Raw genomic sequence first — 18,593 nt, 5'->3', positions numbered from 1 at the left:
TCCCCCGGGGGACAGCTACCGGGGCGTCAGGACGTGCCGGGGTCCCTGGCCATCGCGTCAGGGCGTGCCCGGGGTCACGAGCCCCGACTCGTACGCGAAGACCACCGCCTGCGCCCGGTCGCGCAGGTCCAGCTTGGCGAGGACCCGGCCGATGTGGGTCTTCACCGTCTGCTCGGCGAGGACGAGGTGGTCCGCGATCTCCTGGTTGGACAGGCCCCGGGCGATGAGTTCGAGGACCTCGGTCTCGCGCGGGGTGAGCCCGTTCAGACGCAGCGCCGTGGTGTCCTTGCGCGGCGCGGGCCGGGAGGCGGCGAAGTCGGCGATCAGCCGCCGGGTCACGGACGGGGCGAGCAGGGCCTCGCCCGCCGCCACCACCCGTACCGCCGCGATCAGGTCCCCCGGCGGCGCGTCCTTCAGGAGGAAGCCGGACGCGCCGGCGCGCAGCGCCTCGTACACGTAGTCGTCCACGTCGAAGGTGGTCAGCATGAGGACCTTCGGCCGGTGGGTGACCCCGGTCGGCGGATGGAGGATCTCCCGGGCGGCGGCGAGCCCGTCCAGCTCCGGCATCCGGACGTCCATGAGGACGACGTCCGGGTGCGTCGAGCGGGCCACGTCGACGCCCTGCCGCCCGTCGGGGGCCTCGCCCACGACGTCGATGTCGGGCTGGGCGGCGAGCAGCGCGGCGAATCCGGCCCGCACCATGGCCTGGTCGTCGACGATGATCACGCGGATGGTCACTCGGAGTCCTCGGCGGTCGGGGGCGGGGTCTGGGGCAGGGTCGGAGACGTGGCCGGCGCCGGGTCCCGGGCCGGGGGCGTCGCCGCGGCGGGGACCGGGTCCGGGGTCAGCGGCAGCCGCGCGGCGACCCGGAAGCCGCCGTCCGGCAGCGGCCCGGTGTCGAGCGAGCCGCCGGTCAACCGTACGCGTTCCCGCATGCCGACGAGTCCGTGACCGGTGCCGGACGCGCCGCGCTCCACCCCGGAACCCGCCTCCGCGGAGGGCCCGTTGACGACGAGGACCGTCAGCCATCCGCCGTCCGCCCGGACCGACACCCGGGTCGACGCCCCCGGCGCGTGCCGGACGATGTTCGCGAGGGCCTCCTGCACGATCCGGTACGCGGACAGGTCCACCGCCTGCGGTACGTCGCCGAGGTCGGCGGCGAGCCGCAGCTCGGCCGGCACCCCGGCCCGTACGGTCGCCTCGACGAGCTGCTGGACCCGGTCGAGGCCCGGCTGCGGGGCCCGCTCGCCCTCGCTGCCGTCGCTGCGCAGCACGGACAGCAACCGTCGCATCTCGGCCAGCGACTCGCGCGCGCTCGACGCGATCGAGGTGAACTCCTCGCGCGCCGCGTCCGGGAGGTCCGGGATGCGGTACGGGGCGGAGTCGGCCTGCACGGTGATCACCGACATGTGGTGGGCCACCACGTCGTGCAGCTCGCGCGCGATCCTGGCCCGCTCCTCCAGGAGCGTGCGGCGGGCCCGCTCGGCCTCGCTGATGGTCTCCTGCTCGACGAGCCGCCGCTGGGCGTCGCCCCGCGCGCGTACCGCCGAGGTGAGCAGGAGCAGCACCCCGCTGAGGACGACGAGCAGGGTGTGGACGCTGGTGTGACCGGCGGGCCGGAAGACCTCCAGGACGTACCCGGCGACGCCGGTCGCCAGCCACACCCCGAACAGCGCCCGGCGGGACTCACGAAGACCCAGCGCGATCATCAGCGCGCAGTAGCCGACGACGATCGGCGGGGTCCAGGGCCAGAGCTCGGCGCGCGGCCCGTCGGCGGCGAGCAGCACGACCGCGCCGAGCACATCGGCGGCGAAGATGATCCACCAGGCCTGGAGCGGACGGGCGACGGCGAGCAGCAGCGGCGCGGTCTGGGCGGTGCCGATGGCCCCGGCGAGCGCGCCGTTGACGCCGTAGTCCCCGGCGAGGAGGTGGACCGTGGTGGGGAGCAGCGAGGCGACGAACGCGAGGGCGACGGCGTACGGCAGCAGGCGCACCCACCGCGAGGAGGCGTCGGCGAGGAGCGGCGCCCCCGGGGTGGTGGGCGTGGTGAGCGCGGTCCCGAGCCCCTGGAACATCTCGCGTGTCCGGGTGCTGAGCTGCCGCAGGGTGGGGGTGGGCGGCTCGTGCCGCGGTTCGGTAGCCATGACCAGCTCAGGGTAGGCAGGGGGCCCGGTCCCCGACGTCATACCGGGGACCGGGCTCTGTCCTGATACCGGGGTATGACGTCGGGGTCCGCGGGGTCCGCCGTGCGCGTGTGGTGCGCGTCCCGCGGTGTCTGCGGTGGCCGCGGTGCGCGTGTGGTGTCCTTCGGTCCGCGTCCGGTGCCTGCTCGGCTACAGCTCCGCGAGGAGCTCCGCCTTCTTCGCCGAGAACTCCTCGTCCGTCACCAGTCCCGCCTGGTGCAGTTCACCCAGGTGCCGAATCCTTTCAGCGACGGCCCCGGGAGCGGCGGCCGTGCGGGCCGGGACCCGGTCCGAGGTCCTGATCGCCGCGAGGACCGCCGCCGCGAAGGGGAGGGACAGGTGCACCGGCCCGTATCCGAGGCCGAACACGACGGAGGCGGGGTCGCGGTCCGGCTGGGGCGCGCGGGGTTCGCCGCCCCGCGGAACCAGCCGCAGATGCCCGTCCAGGACGTCAGGCGAGCGCCACTCGACCCCGCAGAGATCCCGTACGTGGAAGAACTGGTCACCCGCCTTCCACTTCTCGGAGGACGCCCCCGTCCAGGACCAGCGGAACGAGACCTCCGACTGCCCGTCGAAGCTCGCCTTCCCGTCGTACGCCTTGAAGGACTGCGGACCCTGCGGCGGCGCCACGAGGAAGCGGTCGGCGGGCGTCACGTCCCCCCCGTCCGACGCGTCGTCGGGGTACGCCGCCCCCGCCGTCCCCGACCCGAGTACGCCCCGCAGATCGTCCCGGTAGTACTCGGCGAGCGTCTCCCGGTCCGCCGGCAGCACCAGGCGGTACGGGTCGCAGTTCTCCGAGAGCTGCCCCGCGGCCGCCTCCATCAGCGGATCGGCGCCCGGTCTCGGCACGGCGTGCAGCACGACGGTGCCCCGCTTGCCGGGCGCGAGCGTCACGGACGCCAGCGCCTCGTGCGGTACACGTCGTTCGCGCAGCACGCCGAAGAGCCTCGGCGCACGGTTCCCCCGGTCGAAGCGGATGACGAGGGCGTCGCTCTCGAACTCCCAGGTGGCATGAATTCCGGCCAGCACATCACCCATACGCCTCATCGTAAGCGGCGCGTGCCCGTGCGTCGCCCCTGTGAAAGGTCCCGAAATTACGTGATCTACGCGCGTCAGCGCCCTTCCGTACCGGATATTCCCCCGTGGCAAGCGCTGTCGGCACCTGCGCAGACCAGCTCACCGTAGGAGCCGACGCCTATCGCGGCGAAGTTGCCGAGGCTGTCGGTGCCGGGCGCGAAATAGCCGCTGTGGCCGATGGCGCCGCGCGCCGAGAGCAGCCGGGCGCCGAACTCCGGGGCCACCGGATCGGCTCCGTGCCCGACCCCGCCCACCTCCAGGTGCGGCACGTCCGCGATCCAGTCGTCGGCGTCCCGCATCGCCCACACGTGCGCGGGGGTACGGAGTTCCGTCGCCCGCTCCACCCGCATCCCGGGGCTTCCGGCCACGGCCAGGTCCGTCACCCGGGCGGGCAGCCGGGGCGCGGCGACCCCGCAGAGCACGGAGCCGTAGCTGTGGCAGAACAGCGCCACGCGCGCGTCGCCGGGCAGTCCCTCGGTCATCCGGACGAGCCGGGCGGCGCCTCCCTCGGCGAGGCGGCCGGTCATGGCGTCGACGCCGACCCCGGCGGGCGCGGTGTAGTCGGCCCAGGCGATCACGGCGACCCTGGCGCCGGGCGAGGCCCGCCGCTCGGCGCCGTAGAGGGACTCGGCCATGCCGGCGGGGGCCCCGTACCGGCCGTGGGTCTTCTGGAAGGTGAGGAGGTTGGTGTCGACGCCGGGCACGATCACCGAGACGTGCCGGGCCCGCGTCAGGTCCCCGAGGACCTCGGCCGTCCGCCCCGTGCCGGTCGGGTCGAAGGCGAGGATCTGCCGGCCGGGCCGCATCAGCGAGACGAAGCGGTCGAGGCGGCGCTGCGCCTCGTGCCGTCCGTCGGCGGAGAGCCGGGCGTCGTGGACCCTGCCCCGTTCGGCGGCGAGGGCGTGGCCGAGGGTGATCCGGTTGGCGCGGTAGCGCAAGGAGACCGGGGCGCCGTCGAGATTGCCGACGACGAGCGGATGCCGTTCGGCGAGCTCGGCCGCGCGCGGGGGGCCGAGCCGGGCGAAGAACGCGGCTATGCCCCCGGCGGAGGTGTTCGGTCCGGGCAGGGGGCGGTGGTCGATCCGGTCGCGCGCCCAGGCGGCGAGCGCGGCCGCGCGGGTGGGACCGGGTACCGGACGGTGCGTGATCGTCGTCCAGCCCGTGGTCGTGAGCAGCACGAACACGACGGCGAGCGCGAGCAGGGTGCGCAGGACGACGAGCGTGGGGGAGTCGGCTTCGACGGGGGTCACGGGCGGCCACCCTACGGGTCGTGGGTGAACGGCCCGACCGCGCGGCGGCTACGTCCGGTCGCGCCAGTGGGGTGCGAGGGCCGGTCCGAGGTGGTCCAGATACCGCTCGGTGAGGGCGCGAATGGCCTCCAGGCTCTGGTCCGTGCCCCGTCCCCACATCTGCCCTGTCACACGCATCACACCGCTGAAGGCCGCCACCGCGATCCGCGGGCGCGGGTCCGCGTCGACGTCGAGGCCCTCGCGCTCGGCGATGATCCGGGCGAGGGTCTCCTCCATCTCGGTCGAGCGGCGCAGATGGACGGCGAGCAGCGCGGGCGTCGACTCGATCATCTGGAAGGTGCGCAGGTACAGCTCCAGCGGCACGATCTCGGTGATGGCGTCGCCGATGGTGTCCCAGCCGGAGAGCACGGCGTTGCGCATCGCGTCGAAGGGGCCCTCGCCGGGGGGCCGCCGCCGGAGGGCCGCGACGAAACGCTCCTCCACCATCTGCTGGACGGCGAAGGCGACCTCCTCCTTGGAGGAGAAGTAGCGGAAGAAGGTGCGCTGGGAGACCTCGACGGTGTCGACGATCTCGTCGACGGTCGTCCGCTCGTAGCCGTGCGCGGTGAAGAGCTCGAGGGCCACCTTGATCAGCGCCTCGCGCGTACGTTGCTTCTTCCGCTCGCGCAGGCCGGGCAAGGTCACGTCAGGGTCCTCTTTTCACGCATTTCGTCCAGCTCAGCGTACCTGTGAGCTACGTGACAGTTACCGGCGCATGAATCGCTTTGTCAATTGTCAGTGACTGTCACTAGCCTCGTTTCCATGACTAGTCAGACCACCGTGGAAAAGGCCCCGCAGGGTCAGGGGGACGCCCGGGAACCCGTACCGGCCCCGGCGAAGGGACTGCGTGGCCATCCGTGGTTGACGCTGTTCGGAGTCGCGGTCGGCGTGATGATGGTCGCGCTCGACGGCACGATCGTCGCCATCGCCAACCCCGCCATCAAGACCGACCTCGGCGCCTCCCTCGCCCAGGTCCAGTGGATCACCAACGGCTATCTGCTCGCGCTGGCCGTCGCCCTGATCACCGCCGGCAAGCTCGGTGACCGCTTCGGCCACCGGCAGACCTTCCTCATCGGCATCGCCGGCTTCGCCCTCGCCTCCGGCGCCATCGGCCTCTCCGACTCCATCGGGGCCGTGATCGTCTTCCGCATCCTCCAGGGCCTCTTCGGCGCCCTGCTCATGCCGGCCGCGCTCGGCCTGCTGCGCGCCACCTTCCCCGCCGAGAAGCTCAACATGGCCATCGGCATCTGGGGCATGGTCATCGGCGCGTCCACCGCGGGCGGCCCGATCGTCGGCGGCCTGCTCGTCGAGCACGTCAGCTGGCAGTCCGTCTTCTTCATCAACGTGCCGGTCGGCGTCGTCGCGCTCGTCCTCGGCCTGGTCATCCTCAAGGACCACCGCGCCGAGAACGCGCCGCGCTCGTTCGACGTCCTCGGCATCCTGCTGCTCTCCGGCGCCATGGCCTCCCTCGTCTGGAGCCTCATCAAGGCCGGCGAGTCCTGGGGCTGGTCGAGCGGCAGGACCTGGGGCGGCCTGCTCGGCGCGGTGCTGCTCTTCGCGGTCTTCGCCTTCTGGGAGACCAAGGTCAAGGAGCCGCTCATCCCGCTGGCCATGTTCCGCTCCGTGCCGCTCTCGGCCGGTGTGGTGCTGATGGTCCTGATGGCCTTCGCCTTCATGGGCGGCCTGTTCTTCGTGACCTTCTACCTCCAGGGCGTGAAGGGGCTCAGCCCGGTCGACAGCGGTCTGCACCTGCTGCCGCTGACCGCGATGATGATCGTCTCCTCGCCGCTCGCGGGCGCGCTGATCACCAAGTTCGGCCCGCGGGTGCCGCTGGTCGGCGGCATGGTCTGCACGGCCGTCGCGATGTTCGGCATGATCACCCTCTCCGCCGGCACCGGCACCTTCGTCATGTCCCTCTGGTTCGCCCTGCTCGGCCTCGGGCTCGCCCCGGTCATGGTCGGCGCCACCGAGGTCATCGTCGGCAACGCGCCCCTGGAGCTCTCCGGCGTGGCCGGCGGTCTCCAGCAGGCCGCCATGCAGGTCGGCGGCGCGCTCGGTACGGCGGTGCTCGGCGCCGTCATGTCCTCCAAGGTCGCCGACGCCTTCGAGGGCAACTGGAAGGACGCCGGCATCCCGGCCCCGGTCAACCCGCAGCTGGAGCAGGCCGCCGAGTTCGGCATGGCCCCGCCGGAGCTGGCCCAGGCGCCGGGGATGACCCCCGACGTCCTCCAGAAGATCACCGGCGTCATCCACGACACCTTCCTCGACGGCATGGGCCTGGCCTTCACCGTCGCCGGTGTCGTCGCCGTCGTCGCGGCCCTCGTCGCCACGCTCACCAAGCGCGGCGAGAACGCGGAGGCGGGCGGCATGGGCGGTCACATCTGACCTCCCTGGAGGTGCCCGTGAGGGGCCGTCACCCGTTCGCGTGAACGGGGGCGGCCCCTCTTCCGTCTCCGGGTGACCTCCGCCATGCTTTTGATTACGGAGAGTGACTGAACGGGGGTTCATCAGCATGTACGTGTATACGAAGGCCGCACTGGTGGTCGCGGCCGTCCTGACCGCCTTCCTCGCCGTCCCGGCGGCGGCCGCGCCGTCCGGGATCGCACTGGGGGCCTGCGGGCCGGGGCGGCTCTGTCTCTGGCCCAAGCCCGACTTCAAGGGCAGGGCGCAGAGCCACGAGCTGGCGACGACCGACATCGAGAGCTGTGTCGCGCTGCCGCCGGGCACCTCGGCCCAGTCCCTCGCCAACCGCACGGGACGGCCGGTGACCACGTACCAGTCGGCCGAGTGCGCGGAGGCGGGGGAGTTCGAGACCTACCCGGGGCGCGGGACCTGGGTGCCGCAGACGCCCTACGAGGTCAGAGCGTTCAAGATCTGGGAGCGGTAGGCGAGGGGAGGTCCTGGGGCTCCGGCCCGGGACCCCCGGCCGGTACGGCCTGCGCCGGCGCGGCGGCTGCCGGTACCGCCCCTGCGGGTGCGGCGTCTGCCGGGGCGGTCTCTGCCGTTACCACCCCGGCCGGGGCGGTCCCCGCCGGTGCGGCTCCGGCCGGTGCCGACAGCCGGGCGACCTCCGCGCGCAGGGCGCGGACCTCCAGGGTCAGTGTCTCCAACAGCTCGGTCTGGCGGCGCTCCACCGCGTCGTCGCGGTCGAAGCGGGAGATGAACCAGGCCGCGATGTTGGCGGTGACGACACCGAGCAGGGCGATGCCCGAGAGCATCAGGCCCACCGCGAGGACCCGGCCGAGACCCGTGGTGGGGGCGTGGTCGCCGTAGCCGACCGTGGTCATCGTGGTGAACGACCACCAGACCGCGTCCCCGAGCGTCTTGATGTTGCCGTCGGGCGCGTCCCGCTCGACGTGCAGCACGGCCAGCGAGCCGAACATCATCAGCCCGACGACCGCGCCCGCCACATAGGTGGTGAGCGTTATCTGAGGGGCCATCCGGGCCCGCCGGCCCACGAGGAGGAGGGTGGAGACGACCCGCAGCAGCCGCAGCGGCTGCACCATCGGCAGCAGGACCGCGAGCAGATCGAGGGGATGGGAGCGGACGAAGGCCCAGCGGGCCGGGGCGAGGGCCAGCCGGACCAGATAGTCGAGGGCGAAGGCCGCCCAGACCGCCCACTCGACATGGGTGCACAGCCGGAGCACCCAGGGTGCGGCGCCGGGAGCCACGATCGGCACGGCGTAGGCGACGCCGAACGCCACGGCCAGCACGAGCAGCGGTGCCTGTGTGCGTTCTTCCCAGCGATCCCTCATGCGGGGAATCGTAGAGAACGCCGAAGGGCGGCGAGACCGAGGTCCCACCGCCCCTCACCAGGTGCGCTGTGCTACCGGAGCACCGCCCGAGGGCTCCTCCGGGGGCTGCCCGAGGGCTGCCGGGTCAGGCGTCGCCGCCCGCGGCGCCCGGGTCGGCGGCCGTGACGTCGAGCAGCTGGTAGCGGTCCACCGCCTGCTTCAGGGCCGAGCGCTCGATCTTGCCCTCACGGGCCAGCTCGGTGAGCACGGCCAGCACGATCGACGGGGCGTCGATGTGGAAGTAGCGACGGGCCGCGCCCCGCGTGTCCGCGAAGCCGAAGCCGTCCGCGCCCAGCGAGCTGTAGGGGCCGGGCACCCAGCGGGAGATCTGGTCCGGCACCGCCCGCATCCAGTCCGAGACCGCCACGAACGGGCCCTGGGAGCCCTGGAGCTTGCGCGTCACGTACGGCACGCGCTGCTCCTCGTCCGGGTGGAGCAGATTGTGCTCCTCGACGGCCACGGCCTCGCGGCGCAGCTCGGTCCAGGAGGTCGCGGACCAGACGTCGGCCCGGACGTTCCACTCCTCGGCGAGGATCCGCTGCGCCTCGATCGCCCACGGCACGGCGACACCGGAGGCCATGATCTGCGCCGGGATGGTGCCCGCCTCGGCCGGCTTGAAGCGGTGGATGCCCTGGAGGATGCCCTCGACGTCCACGTCCGCGGGCTCGGCCGGGTGCTGGATCGGCTCGTTGTAGACGGTCAGGTAGTAGAAGACGTCCTCGGCCTCGGAGCCGTACATGCGGCGCAGACCGTCCTTGACGATGTGCGCGATCTCGAAGCCGTACGCCGGGTCGTAGGCGATACAGGCCGGGTTGGTCGAGGCCAGCAGGTGGGAGTGGCCGTCCGCGTGCTGGAGGCCCTCGCCGGTCAGGGTCGTCCGGCCGGCGGTGGCACCGAGCACGAAGCCGCGGGCCAGTTGGTCGGCCATCTGCCAGAACTGGTCGCCGGTCCGCTGGAAACCGAACATCGAGTAGAAGACGTACACCGGGATCAGCGGCTCGCCGTGCGTGGCGTACGCCGAACCGGCGGCGATCAGCGAGGCCGTGCAGCCGGCCTCGGAGATGCCGTCGTGCAGCATCTGGCCGGTCGGCGACTCCTTGTAGGCGAGGAGGAGTTCGCGGTCCACCGCCTCGTACTGCTGGCCCAGCGGGTTGTAGATCTTGGCGCTCGGGAAGAACGCGTCCATGCCGAAGGTGCGGTACTCGTCGGGGGCGATCAGCACGAAGCGCTTGCCGATCTCCTTGTCCCGCATGAGGTCCTTCAGGATGCGGACGAAGGCCATCGTGGTGGCGATCGACTGCTGCCCGGAGCCCTTCTTGGCGGCCGCGTAGGTCTTGTCGTCGGGGAGGACCAGCGGCTTCGCCCGCACGACCCGGGTGGGGACGTACCCGCCCAGCGCCTTGCGGCGGTCGTGCATGTACTGGATCTCCTCGGAGTTCCGGCCCGGGTGGTAGTACGGCGGCAGGCCGTCCTCCAACTGCCGGTCGGTCACCGGGATGTGCAGCCGGTCGCGGAAGCGCTTCAGGTCGTCGACCGTCAGCTTCTTCATCTGGTGGGTCGCGTTGCGGCCCTCGAAGTTCGGGCCCAGTGTCCAGCCCTTGACGGTCTGGGCGAGGATCACCGTCGGCTGGCCGGCGTGCGCCTTCGCCGCCGCGTAGGCCGCGTAGATCTTCTTGTGGTCGTGACCGCCGCGGCCCAGGTGCAGCACCTGCTGGTCGGTCATGCCCTCGACCATCGCCCGCAGCCGGTGGTCGTCGCCGAAGAAGTGGTCGCGGATGTAGCCGCCGGTCTCCGTGGCGTACGTCTGGAACTGGCCGTCCGGGGTGGTGTTCAGCTTGTTGACCAGGATGCCGTCGCGGTCCTGCGCGAGCAGCGGGTCCCAGGAGCGGTCCCAGATCAGCTTGATGACGTTCCAGCCGTTGCCCCGGAAGATCGACTCCAGCTCCTGGATGATCTTGCCGTTGCCCCGCACCGGGCCGTCGAGGCGCTGGAGGTTGCAGTTGACGACGAAGGTGAGGTTGTCCAGGCCCTCGCGCGCCGCGATGGACAGCTGGCCGAGCGACTCGACCTCGTCCATCTCGCCGTCGCCGAGGAACGCCCAGACGTGCGACTTGGAGGTGTCCGCGATCCCGCGCGCCTCCATGTACCGGTTCATCCGGGCCTGGTAGATCGCGCCGAGCGGGCCGAGGCCCATCGACACCGTGGGGAACTCCCAGAAGTCCGGCATCAGCCGCGGGTGCGGGTACGAAGAGAGCCCGTTCGGGAACTTCGACTTCTCCTGGCGGAAGCCGTCGAGCTGCGTGTCGTTCAGCCGGTCCAGGAGGTACGCGCGGGCGTAGATGCCGGGCGACGCGTGTCCCTGGAAGAAGATCTGGTCGCCGCCGTCGCCCTCGTCCTTGCCGCGGAAGAAGTGGTTGAAGCCGACGTCGTACAGCGAGGCGGAGGAGGCGAAGGTCGCGATGTGGCCGCCGACGCCGATCCCCGGACGCTGGGCGCGCGACACCATGACGGCCGCGTTCCACCGGGTGGCGTTGAGGACCTTGCGCTCGATCTCCTCGTTGCCCGGGAAGAAGGGCTCGTCCCTGGTCGCGATCGTGTTGACGTAGTCCGAGCTGCGCATCTCGGGCACGGCCACACGCTTCTCGCGGGCCCGCTCGATCAGTCGGAGCATGAGGTAGCGGGCCCGTTCACGGCCCCGCTCGTCCACGGCCGCGTCGAGGGAGTCGAGCCATTCCTGGGTCTCTTCCGGGTCGAAATCCGGGACCTGGCTGGGAAGGCCGCCAATGATGATCGGGTTGCGATCGGATCCGGGAGCCACGCTCTTCCTTCGCTGTTCGGTGGTGCCCACGGGCCACGACGTGGTCGGGATGTCCATCGTGTACCCCGTGTGCGCCAGACGTCACATTTACCGAGGGGTAACCCCCAGCGGTGTCCTCCACGAGTCTGGGTTCGGTCAAATCGCAACCTTACGCTCAACCCGCGCATGCGTTTCGTCCGGGCGTTCGGCAGACTGAAACCGCAGAAGTCTTCAAACCGGGATGAATCATGTGTGCCTGATCACGGAGCGGGGTCCCTACGGTGCCGGAAGTTGCGGCGAGACGGCCCCAAACGTCACCGTTTCGGCGGTCTCCACGGCCGGGTACTTGCGCGATCCACCCCGGCACGTGTGGACTACGGCCAGCGCCGCGCGCATACGCGCGGCCCAAGCATTTACCGAATGAGCAGGAGGCAAGCCGTGAGCGCGACCGCGGACCACGCGGAGGAGCGGACCAACCCGGCCGTCAGGCTGGGGTTCGAGCCCGGACAGGTGGTCCAGGAGATCGGCTACGACGACGACGTCGACCACGATCTCCGTGAAGGCATCGAGTCCATCATCGGGGCCGAGCTCGTGGACGAGGACTACGACGACGTCGCTGACGCCGTCGTGCTCTGGTTCCGCGACGAGGACGGCGATCTCACCGACGCCCTGGTGGACGCCATCGGTCTTCTGGAGGACGGCGGCACCATCTGGCTGCTGACGCCGAAGACCGGCCGCGACGGCTACATCGAGCCGAGCGACATCAACGATGCCGCGCAGACAGCTGGTCTCTCCCAGACCAAGAGCATCAGCGTCGCCAAGGACTGGACGGGCACCCGCCTGACCGCCCCCAAGCGCTGATCACCACGCTGCGAGAAGCCCCCGCCGGTCCGCCGGCGGGGGCTTTCGTGCGCGCGCGCCCGCCGGGCCGCCGGGCCTCGCGGGGGCTCGCGCGGACAGGCCGTAGGGTGGGGTTCACCGATTCGGCCCAAGGTCAGGGCCCCGCCGAAGGGATGCGTACGCGATGGCGATCGAGGTCGGCACCGAGGCCCCGGATTTCGCGCTCAAGGACAACCACGGGCGCACCGTCCGGCTCTCCGACTTCCGCGGCGAGAAGAACGTGGTGCTGCTCTTCTACCCCTTCGCCTTCACGAGCGTCTGCGCGGGCGAGCTCGGCGAGCTGCGCGACAACCTTCCGGTGTTCGTCAACGACGACACCCAGCTCCTCGCCGTCTCCAACGACTCCATCCACACCCTGCGCGTCTTCGCCGAGCAGGAGTCCCTGGAGTACCCGCTGCTCTCCGACTTCTGGAAGCACGGCGAGGCCTCCCGTGCCTACGGTGTGTTCGACGAGGAGAAGGGCTGCGCGGTGCGCGGCACCTTCATCATCGACAAGGAGGGTGTCGTCCGCTGGACCGTCGTGAACGCCCTGCCGGACGCACGTGACCTCGGCGAGTACGTCAAGGCCCTCGAAGCGATCTGACCTCCGTCGGGAGCGCCGAGGGGAGCCGCCGGGACCTTCCGGCGGTGCGACCCGAGGGGCTCTCCGGGACCCGACACCTGGATTCACCGGGCGAATCGACTGTTTCGAGCGGGAACCCGTCACTAGGATCCACTCGTTGATCCGATGCCAACGCACGACTGGGGGCGCTGCCCCTGGAAACCATATGGAGGGACTCGTGGGAGTCAGCCTCAGCAAGGGCGGCAACGTCTCGCTGACCAAGGAGGCCCCTGGCCTCACCGCCGTGACCGTCGGTCTGGGCTGGGACGTCCGCACCACCACCGGTACGGACTTCGACCTCGACGCCAGCGCCATCCTGGTGAGCGCGGAGGGCAAGGTCCGCAACGACCAGGACTTCGTGTTCTTCAACAACCTGAAGAGCGCCGACGGCTCCGTCGAGCACACCGGTGACAACCTCACCGGCGAGGGCGAGGGTGACGACGAGCAGGTCAAGGTCAGCCTGGCCACGGTGCCGGCCGACGTCGCCAAGATCGTCTTCCCGGTGTCGATCTACGACGCCGAGAACCGCCAGCAGTCCTTCGGCCAGGTGCGCAACGCGTTCATCCGCGTCGTGAACCAGGCCGGCGGCGCCGAGATCGCCCGGTACGACCTCTCCGAGGACGCCTCGACCGAGACCGCCATGGTCTTCGGCGAGCTGTACCGCAACGGCGACGAGTGGAAGTTCCGCGCCGTCGGCCAGGGCTACGCCTCGGGCCTGCGCGGCATCGCGCAGGACTTCGGCGTCAACGTCTGAGCCGAACCGTTCCAACCGTCCGGCGCCGCACATCCCGTGCGGCGCCGGACGTGCCTCATCACCACCGGGGAGGAAAAGAATCATGGGCGTCACGCTCGCCAAGGGAGGCAATGTCTCCCTCTCCAAGGCCGCACCCAACCTCACCCAGGTCCTCGTCGGGCTCGGCTGGGACGCGCGCTCCACCACCGGAGCCCCCTTCGACCTCGACGCCAGCGCGCTGCTGTGCCAGGCCGGACGGGTGCTCGGGGACGAGTACTTCGTGTTCTACAACCAGCTGCGCAGCCCCGAGGGCTCGGTCGAGCACACCGGTGACAACCTCACCGGCGAGGGCGACGGGGACGACGAGTCCCTGATCGTGGACCTCTCCAAGGTGCCCGCCCACTGCGACAAGATCGTCTTCCCGGTGTCGATCCATGACGCCGACAACCGCGGCCAGAGCTTCGGTCAGGTCAGCAACGCGTTCATCCGCGTCGTGAACCAGATGGACGGCCAGGAACTCGCCCGGTACGACCTCTCCGAGGACGCCTCCACCGAGACCGCGATGATCTTCGGCGAGCTCTACCGCTACAACGGCGAATGGAAGTTCCGCGCGGTCGGTCAGGGGTACGCGTCCGGGCTGAGGGGCATCGCTCTAGACTTCGGGGTCAACGTTTCGTAAAGCCATGTAATTCACGATGGGGCAAACAGTGGTTCTGAAAACCTTCGGCTGGTCGTTCGCCATCACGGCGCTCGGCCTGGTCGCAGCGGTGCTCTACGGGGGGTGGGAGGCGTTCGGGATCGTCGCGATCCTGTGTGTCCTCGAGATCTCGCTGTCCTTCGACAATGCAGTGGTCAACGCCGGAATCCTGAAGAAGATGAATGCCTTCTGGCAGAAGATCTTCCTCACCGTCGGTGTGCTCATCGCCGTCTTCGGCATGAGGCTGGTCTTCCCCGTCGTGATCGTGGCGATCAGTGCCAAGATCGGCCCCATCGAGGCCGTCGATCTCGCACTCAACGACGCCGAGCGCTACGAGCAGCTCGTCACCGACGCCCACCCGTCGATCGCGTCCTTCGGCGGGATGTTCCTGCTGATGATCTTCCTCGATTTCATCTTCGAGGACCGCGACATCAAGTGGCTCGGCTGGCTCGAGCGCCCGCTGGCCAAGCTCGGCAAGATCGACATGCTGTCGGTCTGCATCGCCCTGGTCGTCCTGGCCATCAGCGCCATGACCTTCGCGACCCAGGCCCACCAGCACGGCGGCACGCACATCGACGCGGCCTCGACCGTCCTGCTCTCCGGCGTCTTCGGCCTCATCACGTACCTCGTCGTCGGCGGTCTCTCCGGCTACTTCGAGAACAAGCTGGAGGAAGAGGAGGAGCGCGAGCACGAGGCCGAGGAAGAGGCCAAGCGCAGCGGCAAGCAGGTCGGCGTGGTGCAGCTGGCCGGCAAGGCCGCCTTCTTCATGTTCCTGTACCTGGAGGTCCTCGACGCCTCCTTCTCGTTCGACGGTGTCATCGGCGCCTTCGCCATCACCAACGACATCGTCCTGATGGCGCTCGGCCTCGGTGTCGGCGCCATGTACGTCCGTTCGCTGACGGTCTACCTGGTCCGCCAGGGCACCCTCGACGACTACGTCTACCTGGAGCACGGCGCGCACTACGCGATCGGCGCGCTGGCCCTGATCCTCATGGTCTCCATCCGCTACCAGATCCCCGAGGTGGTCACCGGTCTCATCGGTGTCGCCCTCATCGCCTGGTCCTTCTGGTCCTCCGTACGGCGCAACAAGGCGCTGGCGGCGGCCGAGGGCGGGTCGGGTCCCGCGGGGGACAAGACCGAGGTGTCGTCCGGGGTGTGACACCCCCGGCAATGAGGAACGCTTCACTGCGGGGCGGCCGGTGCACCCGGCCGCCCCGCAGGCATGTGCGGTGTCGGTGATCAGCGGTGCCGGCGGACGGCCGGCGATCAGTGGGGGGTGAAGGCGGCATGGCCTTCTGGGACAACCTTTTTCCGGGGAGGACGGCGTCGCAGTTCGACTCGGGCAGCGCCGCGTCGAACACGATCGATCTGACGAAACGGCGCCCGACCGTCTCGCTCACCAAACAGGGCGCCGCCACCGGCAACCTCCGGGTGAACCTCTCCTGGCGGATGCGGACCTCCGACCTCGAAGGACGCTCCCGGCAGAGCGGTCGGCTGCTCCGCAACCCGTCCCAGCTCTTCAAGCCCGAGGTCGTGCAGGCGCACACCCAGGGCATGGTCAACGTCGACCTGGACCTGGGCTGCCTCTACGAGCTCGCCGACGGCAGCAAGGGCGTGGTGCAGCCGCTCGGCGGCTTCTTCGGAGACCTGAACGGCGCGCCGTACGTGAAACTCAGCGGCGACGACCGCTTCGGCGGCTCCTCCGGGGAGACGATCTTCGTCAATCTGGACCACAAGGACGAGATCAAGCGCCTGCTGTTCTTCGTGTACATCTACGACCAGACGCCGGCCTTCGACCGTACGCACGCCAAGATCACGCTCTATCCGAGCAACGGCCCCCGGATCGAGATCGATCTCGACGAGCGCGCCCCGCAGGCCCGCTCCTGCGCGGTCTTCTCCGTGGAGAACGCCAAGGGCGAGCTGACGGTCCGCCGCGAGGTGCGCTTCGTGTACGGCTTCCAGGCCGAACTGGACCGGCTGTACGGCTGGGGTCTCCAGTGGGGGCGCGGCTACAAGACCAAGGCGTAGCCGTTGCCCGCGTCCGCGGGGCCGCCCCCGGGCCGCCCCTCGGGAGTGCCGGGCGCCTCGGGTCCGGCCCGCCCCTCGGGGCCGCCGATTCCCTCGGGGCCGCCGATCACCTCAGGACCGGACGAACTGGGGACCCATCGGCGGCATCCGGAACTCGGGTGCCGGGTTCTGCTCGGGGGCGGTCACCGGCTGCGGATAGCCGTACGCGGGGGCCGGGGCGGCGTTCGCCGGCTGCTGGGGGTAGCCGTAGGCCGGCGCCCGGTCGGGCATGGGCGGCGGCATGGTCGGCTGCGGCGGCACGGGTACGGGCGGGTGGGCGACGGTGAGGTCGAGATCCGGGTCGCCGGCACCGGGGGAGGCGACAGTGGCCGCCGTGACCTCCTGGGCCTCGCCGGGGGAGCCGTGGCCGCCCGGGACCTCGCGGAAGCCGCCCTGGGCCTCCTGGAGGCCGTCCTGGGCGCTCTGGGAGTTCGAGGCCGCCTGAGCGGCCTCCTGCGCCGCGTCCTGAGCGTCCTGCGCGTCCTCGTCGACCGAGATGCCGAAATCGGTGGCGAGGCCGACCAGGCCCGTCGGATAGCCCTGACCCACGGCACGGAACTTCCAGCCGTCCCCGCGGCGGTACAGCTCGCCGCAGATGACGGCCGTCTCCTCGCCCGTCTCCGCCGTCACGGAGAACAGGGCCAGCGCCTCGGCCTCGGGCCCCGCCGTCGCGTCGTACAGCAGGATCCGCAGGTCGGAGACGGAGCGGAAGGTGCCGCCGTCGGAGGAGGCCGCGATCACCACCCGGTCGACGGAAGGGTCGAGGCTTCCGAGGTCGGCTTCCACGGTGTCCGTGAGACCCTTGGAGTCACGCTTCTTCGGCAGCCGTCGCACCAGGCCCGAAGGGTGGCGCGGCTGGTTGTAGAAGACGAAGTCCTCGTCGGACCGCACCCGGCCGGAGGGCCCCAGGAGCAGGGCCGAGGCGTCCACGTCGGGGACCCCGGAGCCCGGGGTCCAGCGGAGCACGGCCCGTACGGCCGCGGTGTCGAGAGGGACGTTGGAGCCCTTCAGCATCGCGTGCGTCATGACCGTCATCCTGCCCTCCCGGCGGACCCGCGGACAACGCGGGGGCGTCACCTGTCGCGGGACGGCGTGACGGACGCTGACGAGTTACCTGGATTTCATGCTCGAAGGGAACTGTGGACACCCGCACCTACGTACTATTACCGGCCACATGTCGTCAGGTTCCAGAGAGGTAGACGGGGGACTTATATGCGTCATTTCGGGCACATCCCGTCCGCGACGCGGGCAGGTCTCTTCCTTCGGGAACCGGCCGCGTTCACGGCAGATTCGCCCGCGCGCACGCTCGCCGTGGCCCTGGGGGCCACGCTCTACAGCCCGGCCACCCGGCCCCGGCTCGCCGACGACGTGCGCAAGCAGGCGGCTCGTGGAGTGGTCTCCATGGTGCTCTGCCTGGAGGACTCCATCAGCGACGCCGATGTCGAGGCGGGCGAGGACAACCTCGTACGCCAGTTCGCCGACCTCGCCGATCGTCCGGATCGTGCCGATCCCACCGACCTCGCCGATCGCACCGCCGGGACCGTGACGGACGCCGACGCCGCCACGGGCACCGCCGCGGATCTGCCCCTGCTCTTCATCCGGGTCCGCGATCCGCGCCAGATCACCGACCTCGTCGCCCGGCTTGGAGAAACGGTCCGCCTGCTGTCCGGATTCGTACTGCCCAAGTTCACCGAGGCACGCGGCCAAGCCTTCCTCGAAGCGCTCGCCCTCGCCGAGCGGACGAGCGGACGGCGTCTTTTCGCCATGCCCGTCCTGGAGTCCCCCGAACTCCTCCACCTGGAGACCCGGGCCGAGACCCTGGCCGGCATCGCCTCGATCACCGACAAGTACCGCGACCGGGTCCTCGCCCTGCGCCTCGGCGTCACCGACTTCTGCTCCGCCTACGGGCTGCGCCGCTCGCCCGACATGACCGCCTACGACGTCAAGATCGTCGCGAACGTCATCGCCGACGTCGTCAACGTCCTCGGCCGCTCCGACGGCACCGGCTTCACCATCACCGGACCCGTCTGGGAGTACTTCCGGCCCGGCGAGCGCATGTTCAAGCCCCAGCTGCGCCGCAGCCCCTTCCTCGAAGGCCGCGCCGAGGACCTGCGCACGGCCCTCATCGAACACGACCTCGACGGCCTGCTGCGCGAGATCGAACTCGACCGCGCCAACGGCCTGCTCGGCAAGACCTGCATCCACCCCACCCATGTGGTGCCGGTGCACGCGCTCTCCGTGGTCAGCCACGAGGAGTGGAGCGACGCCCAGGACATCCTGCGGCCCGAACAGGGCGGCGGCGGAGTCCTCCGCTCCGCCTACACGAACAAGATGAACGAAGTGAAGCCGCATCGCGCGTGGGCCGAACGCACCCTCCTGCGCGCCGAGCTCTTCGGCGTCGCCAAGGAGGACGTCGGCTTCGTGGATCTGCTCACCGCCGGACTTGCCGGCTGAC

The 18,593-nt window shown here is 70.6% G+C and carries 17 protein-coding genes; 9 read left to right on the top strand and 8 right to left on the bottom strand.

The genetic code is table 11. The features are described 5' to 3' along the window. Positions 1–57 precede the first annotated feature (57 nt). From ACIP8Z_RS13855 to ACIP8Z_RS13835, 5 genes are all read right to left on the bottom strand, one after another. Positions 58–738, bottom strand: coding sequence for a response regulator (locus ACIP8Z_RS13855; protein ID WP_402082714.1), 681 nt, complete (start codon positions 736–738; stop codon positions 58–60). Beyond that, the gene (locus ACIP8Z_RS13850; RefSeq protein ID WP_402082712.1) at positions 735–2,144 is read right to left on the bottom strand and encodes a sensor histidine kinase; all 1,410 of its coding nucleotides are present in this window, start codon (positions 2,142–2,144) and stop codon (positions 735–737) included. The genes ACIP8Z_RS13855 and ACIP8Z_RS13850 overlap by 4 nt, the downstream gene beginning before the upstream one ends. A gap of 189 nt (positions 2,145–2,333) precedes the next feature. Next, complete coding sequence (locus ACIP8Z_RS13845) at positions 2,334–3,221, bottom strand: DUF4429 domain-containing protein (RefSeq protein ID WP_402082710.1); 888 nt, start codon at positions 3,219–3,221, stop codon at positions 2,334–2,336. A 74-nt stretch (positions 3,222–3,295) separates the two neighbouring features. Then, positions 3,296–4,510, bottom strand: coding sequence for an alpha/beta hydrolase (locus tag ACIP8Z_RS13840; RefSeq protein ID WP_402082707.1), 1,215 nt, complete (start codon positions 4,508–4,510; stop codon positions 3,296–3,298). A 48-nt stretch (positions 4,511–4,558) separates the two neighbouring features. Further along, complete coding sequence (locus tag ACIP8Z_RS13835) at positions 4,559–5,194, bottom strand: TetR/AcrR family transcriptional regulator (RefSeq protein ID WP_402082704.1); 636 nt, start codon at positions 5,192–5,194, stop codon at positions 4,559–4,561. A 117-nt stretch (positions 5,195–5,311) separates the two neighbouring features. Here ACIP8Z_RS13835 and ACIP8Z_RS13830 point away from each other — a divergent pair, with 117 nt between their 5' ends. After that, positions 5,312–6,934: an MFS transporter gene (locus tag ACIP8Z_RS13830; protein ID WP_402082702.1), complete on the top strand. Its 1,623-nt coding sequence runs from the start codon at positions 5,312–5,314 to the stop codon at positions 6,932–6,934. A 127-nt stretch (positions 6,935–7,061) separates the two neighbouring features. After that, the gene (locus ACIP8Z_RS13825) at positions 7,062–7,436 is read left to right on the top strand and encodes a peptidase inhibitor family I36 protein (protein ID WP_402083820.1); all 375 of its coding nucleotides are present in this window, start codon (positions 7,062–7,064) and stop codon (positions 7,434–7,436) included. Here the strand turns inward: ACIP8Z_RS13825 and ACIP8Z_RS13820 are convergent. Together ACIP8Z_RS13820 and aceE are read right to left on the bottom strand one after the other, a co-directional pair. After that, complete coding sequence (locus tag ACIP8Z_RS13820; protein WP_402082699.1) at positions 7,417–8,304, bottom strand: potassium channel family protein; 888 nt, start codon at positions 8,302–8,304, stop codon at positions 7,417–7,419. The genes ACIP8Z_RS13825 and ACIP8Z_RS13820 overlap by 20 nt on opposite strands. Positions 8,305–8,428: 124 nt before the next feature. Continuing rightward, positions 8,429–11,161, bottom strand: a complete 2,733-nt coding sequence (gene aceE, locus ACIP8Z_RS13815; protein WP_402082696.1) for a pyruvate dehydrogenase (acetyl-transferring), homodimeric type — start codon at positions 11,159–11,161, stop codon at positions 8,429–8,431. Between the two features lie 417 nt (positions 11,162–11,578). Here aceE and ACIP8Z_RS13810 point away from each other — a divergent pair, with 417 nt between their 5' ends. The 6 genes from ACIP8Z_RS13810 (at position 11,579) to ACIP8Z_RS13785 (ending at position 16,099) form a co-directional block, all read left to right on the top strand. Then, positions 11,579–12,001 (top strand): DUF3052 domain-containing protein, encoded by a 423-nt coding sequence (locus tag ACIP8Z_RS13810; protein ID WP_030321821.1) that lies wholly within the window; start codon positions 11,579–11,581, stop codon positions 11,999–12,001. A 163-nt stretch (positions 12,002–12,164) separates the two neighbouring features. Beyond that, entirely contained in the window at positions 12,165–12,623 is a 459-nt protein-coding gene (locus ACIP8Z_RS13805; RefSeq protein WP_319309133.1) for a peroxiredoxin, read from the top strand. 196 nt (positions 12,624–12,819) lie between these two features. Continuing rightward, positions 12,820–13,395 carry a TerD family protein gene (locus ACIP8Z_RS13800; protein WP_015033386.1) on the top strand — a complete coding sequence of 192 codons (576 nt, stop codon included), beginning with the start codon at positions 12,820–12,822 and terminating at the stop codon, positions 13,393–13,395. A gap of 82 nt (positions 13,396–13,477) precedes the next feature. Then, entirely contained in the window at positions 13,478–14,053 is a 576-nt protein-coding gene (locus ACIP8Z_RS13795; protein ID WP_266965648.1) for a TerD family protein, read from the top strand. A gap of 28 nt (positions 14,054–14,081) precedes the next feature. Next, a complete protein-coding gene (locus tag ACIP8Z_RS13790; RefSeq protein WP_319309130.1) occupies positions 14,082–15,230 on the top strand; it encodes a DUF475 domain-containing protein in 1,149 nt (382 codons plus the stop codon). Between the two features lie 128 nt (positions 15,231–15,358). Then, positions 15,359–16,099 carry a Tellurium resistance gene (locus ACIP8Z_RS13785; RefSeq protein ID WP_402082692.1) on the top strand — a complete coding sequence of 247 codons (741 nt, stop codon included), beginning with the start codon at positions 15,359–15,361 and terminating at the stop codon, positions 16,097–16,099. A 111-nt stretch (positions 16,100–16,210) separates the two neighbouring features. Here the strand turns inward: ACIP8Z_RS13785 and ACIP8Z_RS13780 are convergent, their stop codons facing one another. Beyond that, positions 16,211–17,173: a TerD family protein gene (locus tag ACIP8Z_RS13780; protein WP_402082689.1), complete on the bottom strand. Its 963-nt coding sequence runs from the start codon at positions 17,171–17,173 to the stop codon at positions 16,211–16,213. Between the two features lie 177 nt (positions 17,174–17,350). On the opposite strand from ACIP8Z_RS13780, the gene ACIP8Z_RS13775 reads away from it, so the two are divergent. Continuing rightward, the gene (locus tag ACIP8Z_RS13775) at positions 17,351–18,592 is read left to right on the top strand and encodes an HpcH/HpaI aldolase/citrate lyase family protein (RefSeq protein WP_402082686.1); all 1,242 of its coding nucleotides are present in this window, start codon (positions 17,351–17,353) and stop codon (positions 18,590–18,592) included. The last annotated feature ends 1 nt before the right edge of the window (position 18,593 follow it).

The sequence above is a fragment of the Streptomyces sp. NPDC088553 genome (assembly GCF_044752965.1).
Classification (GTDB): Bacteria; Actinomycetota; Actinomycetes; order Streptomycetales; family Streptomycetaceae; genus Streptomyces.
This window is presented reverse-complemented; position numbering and strand designations above follow the sequence as displayed.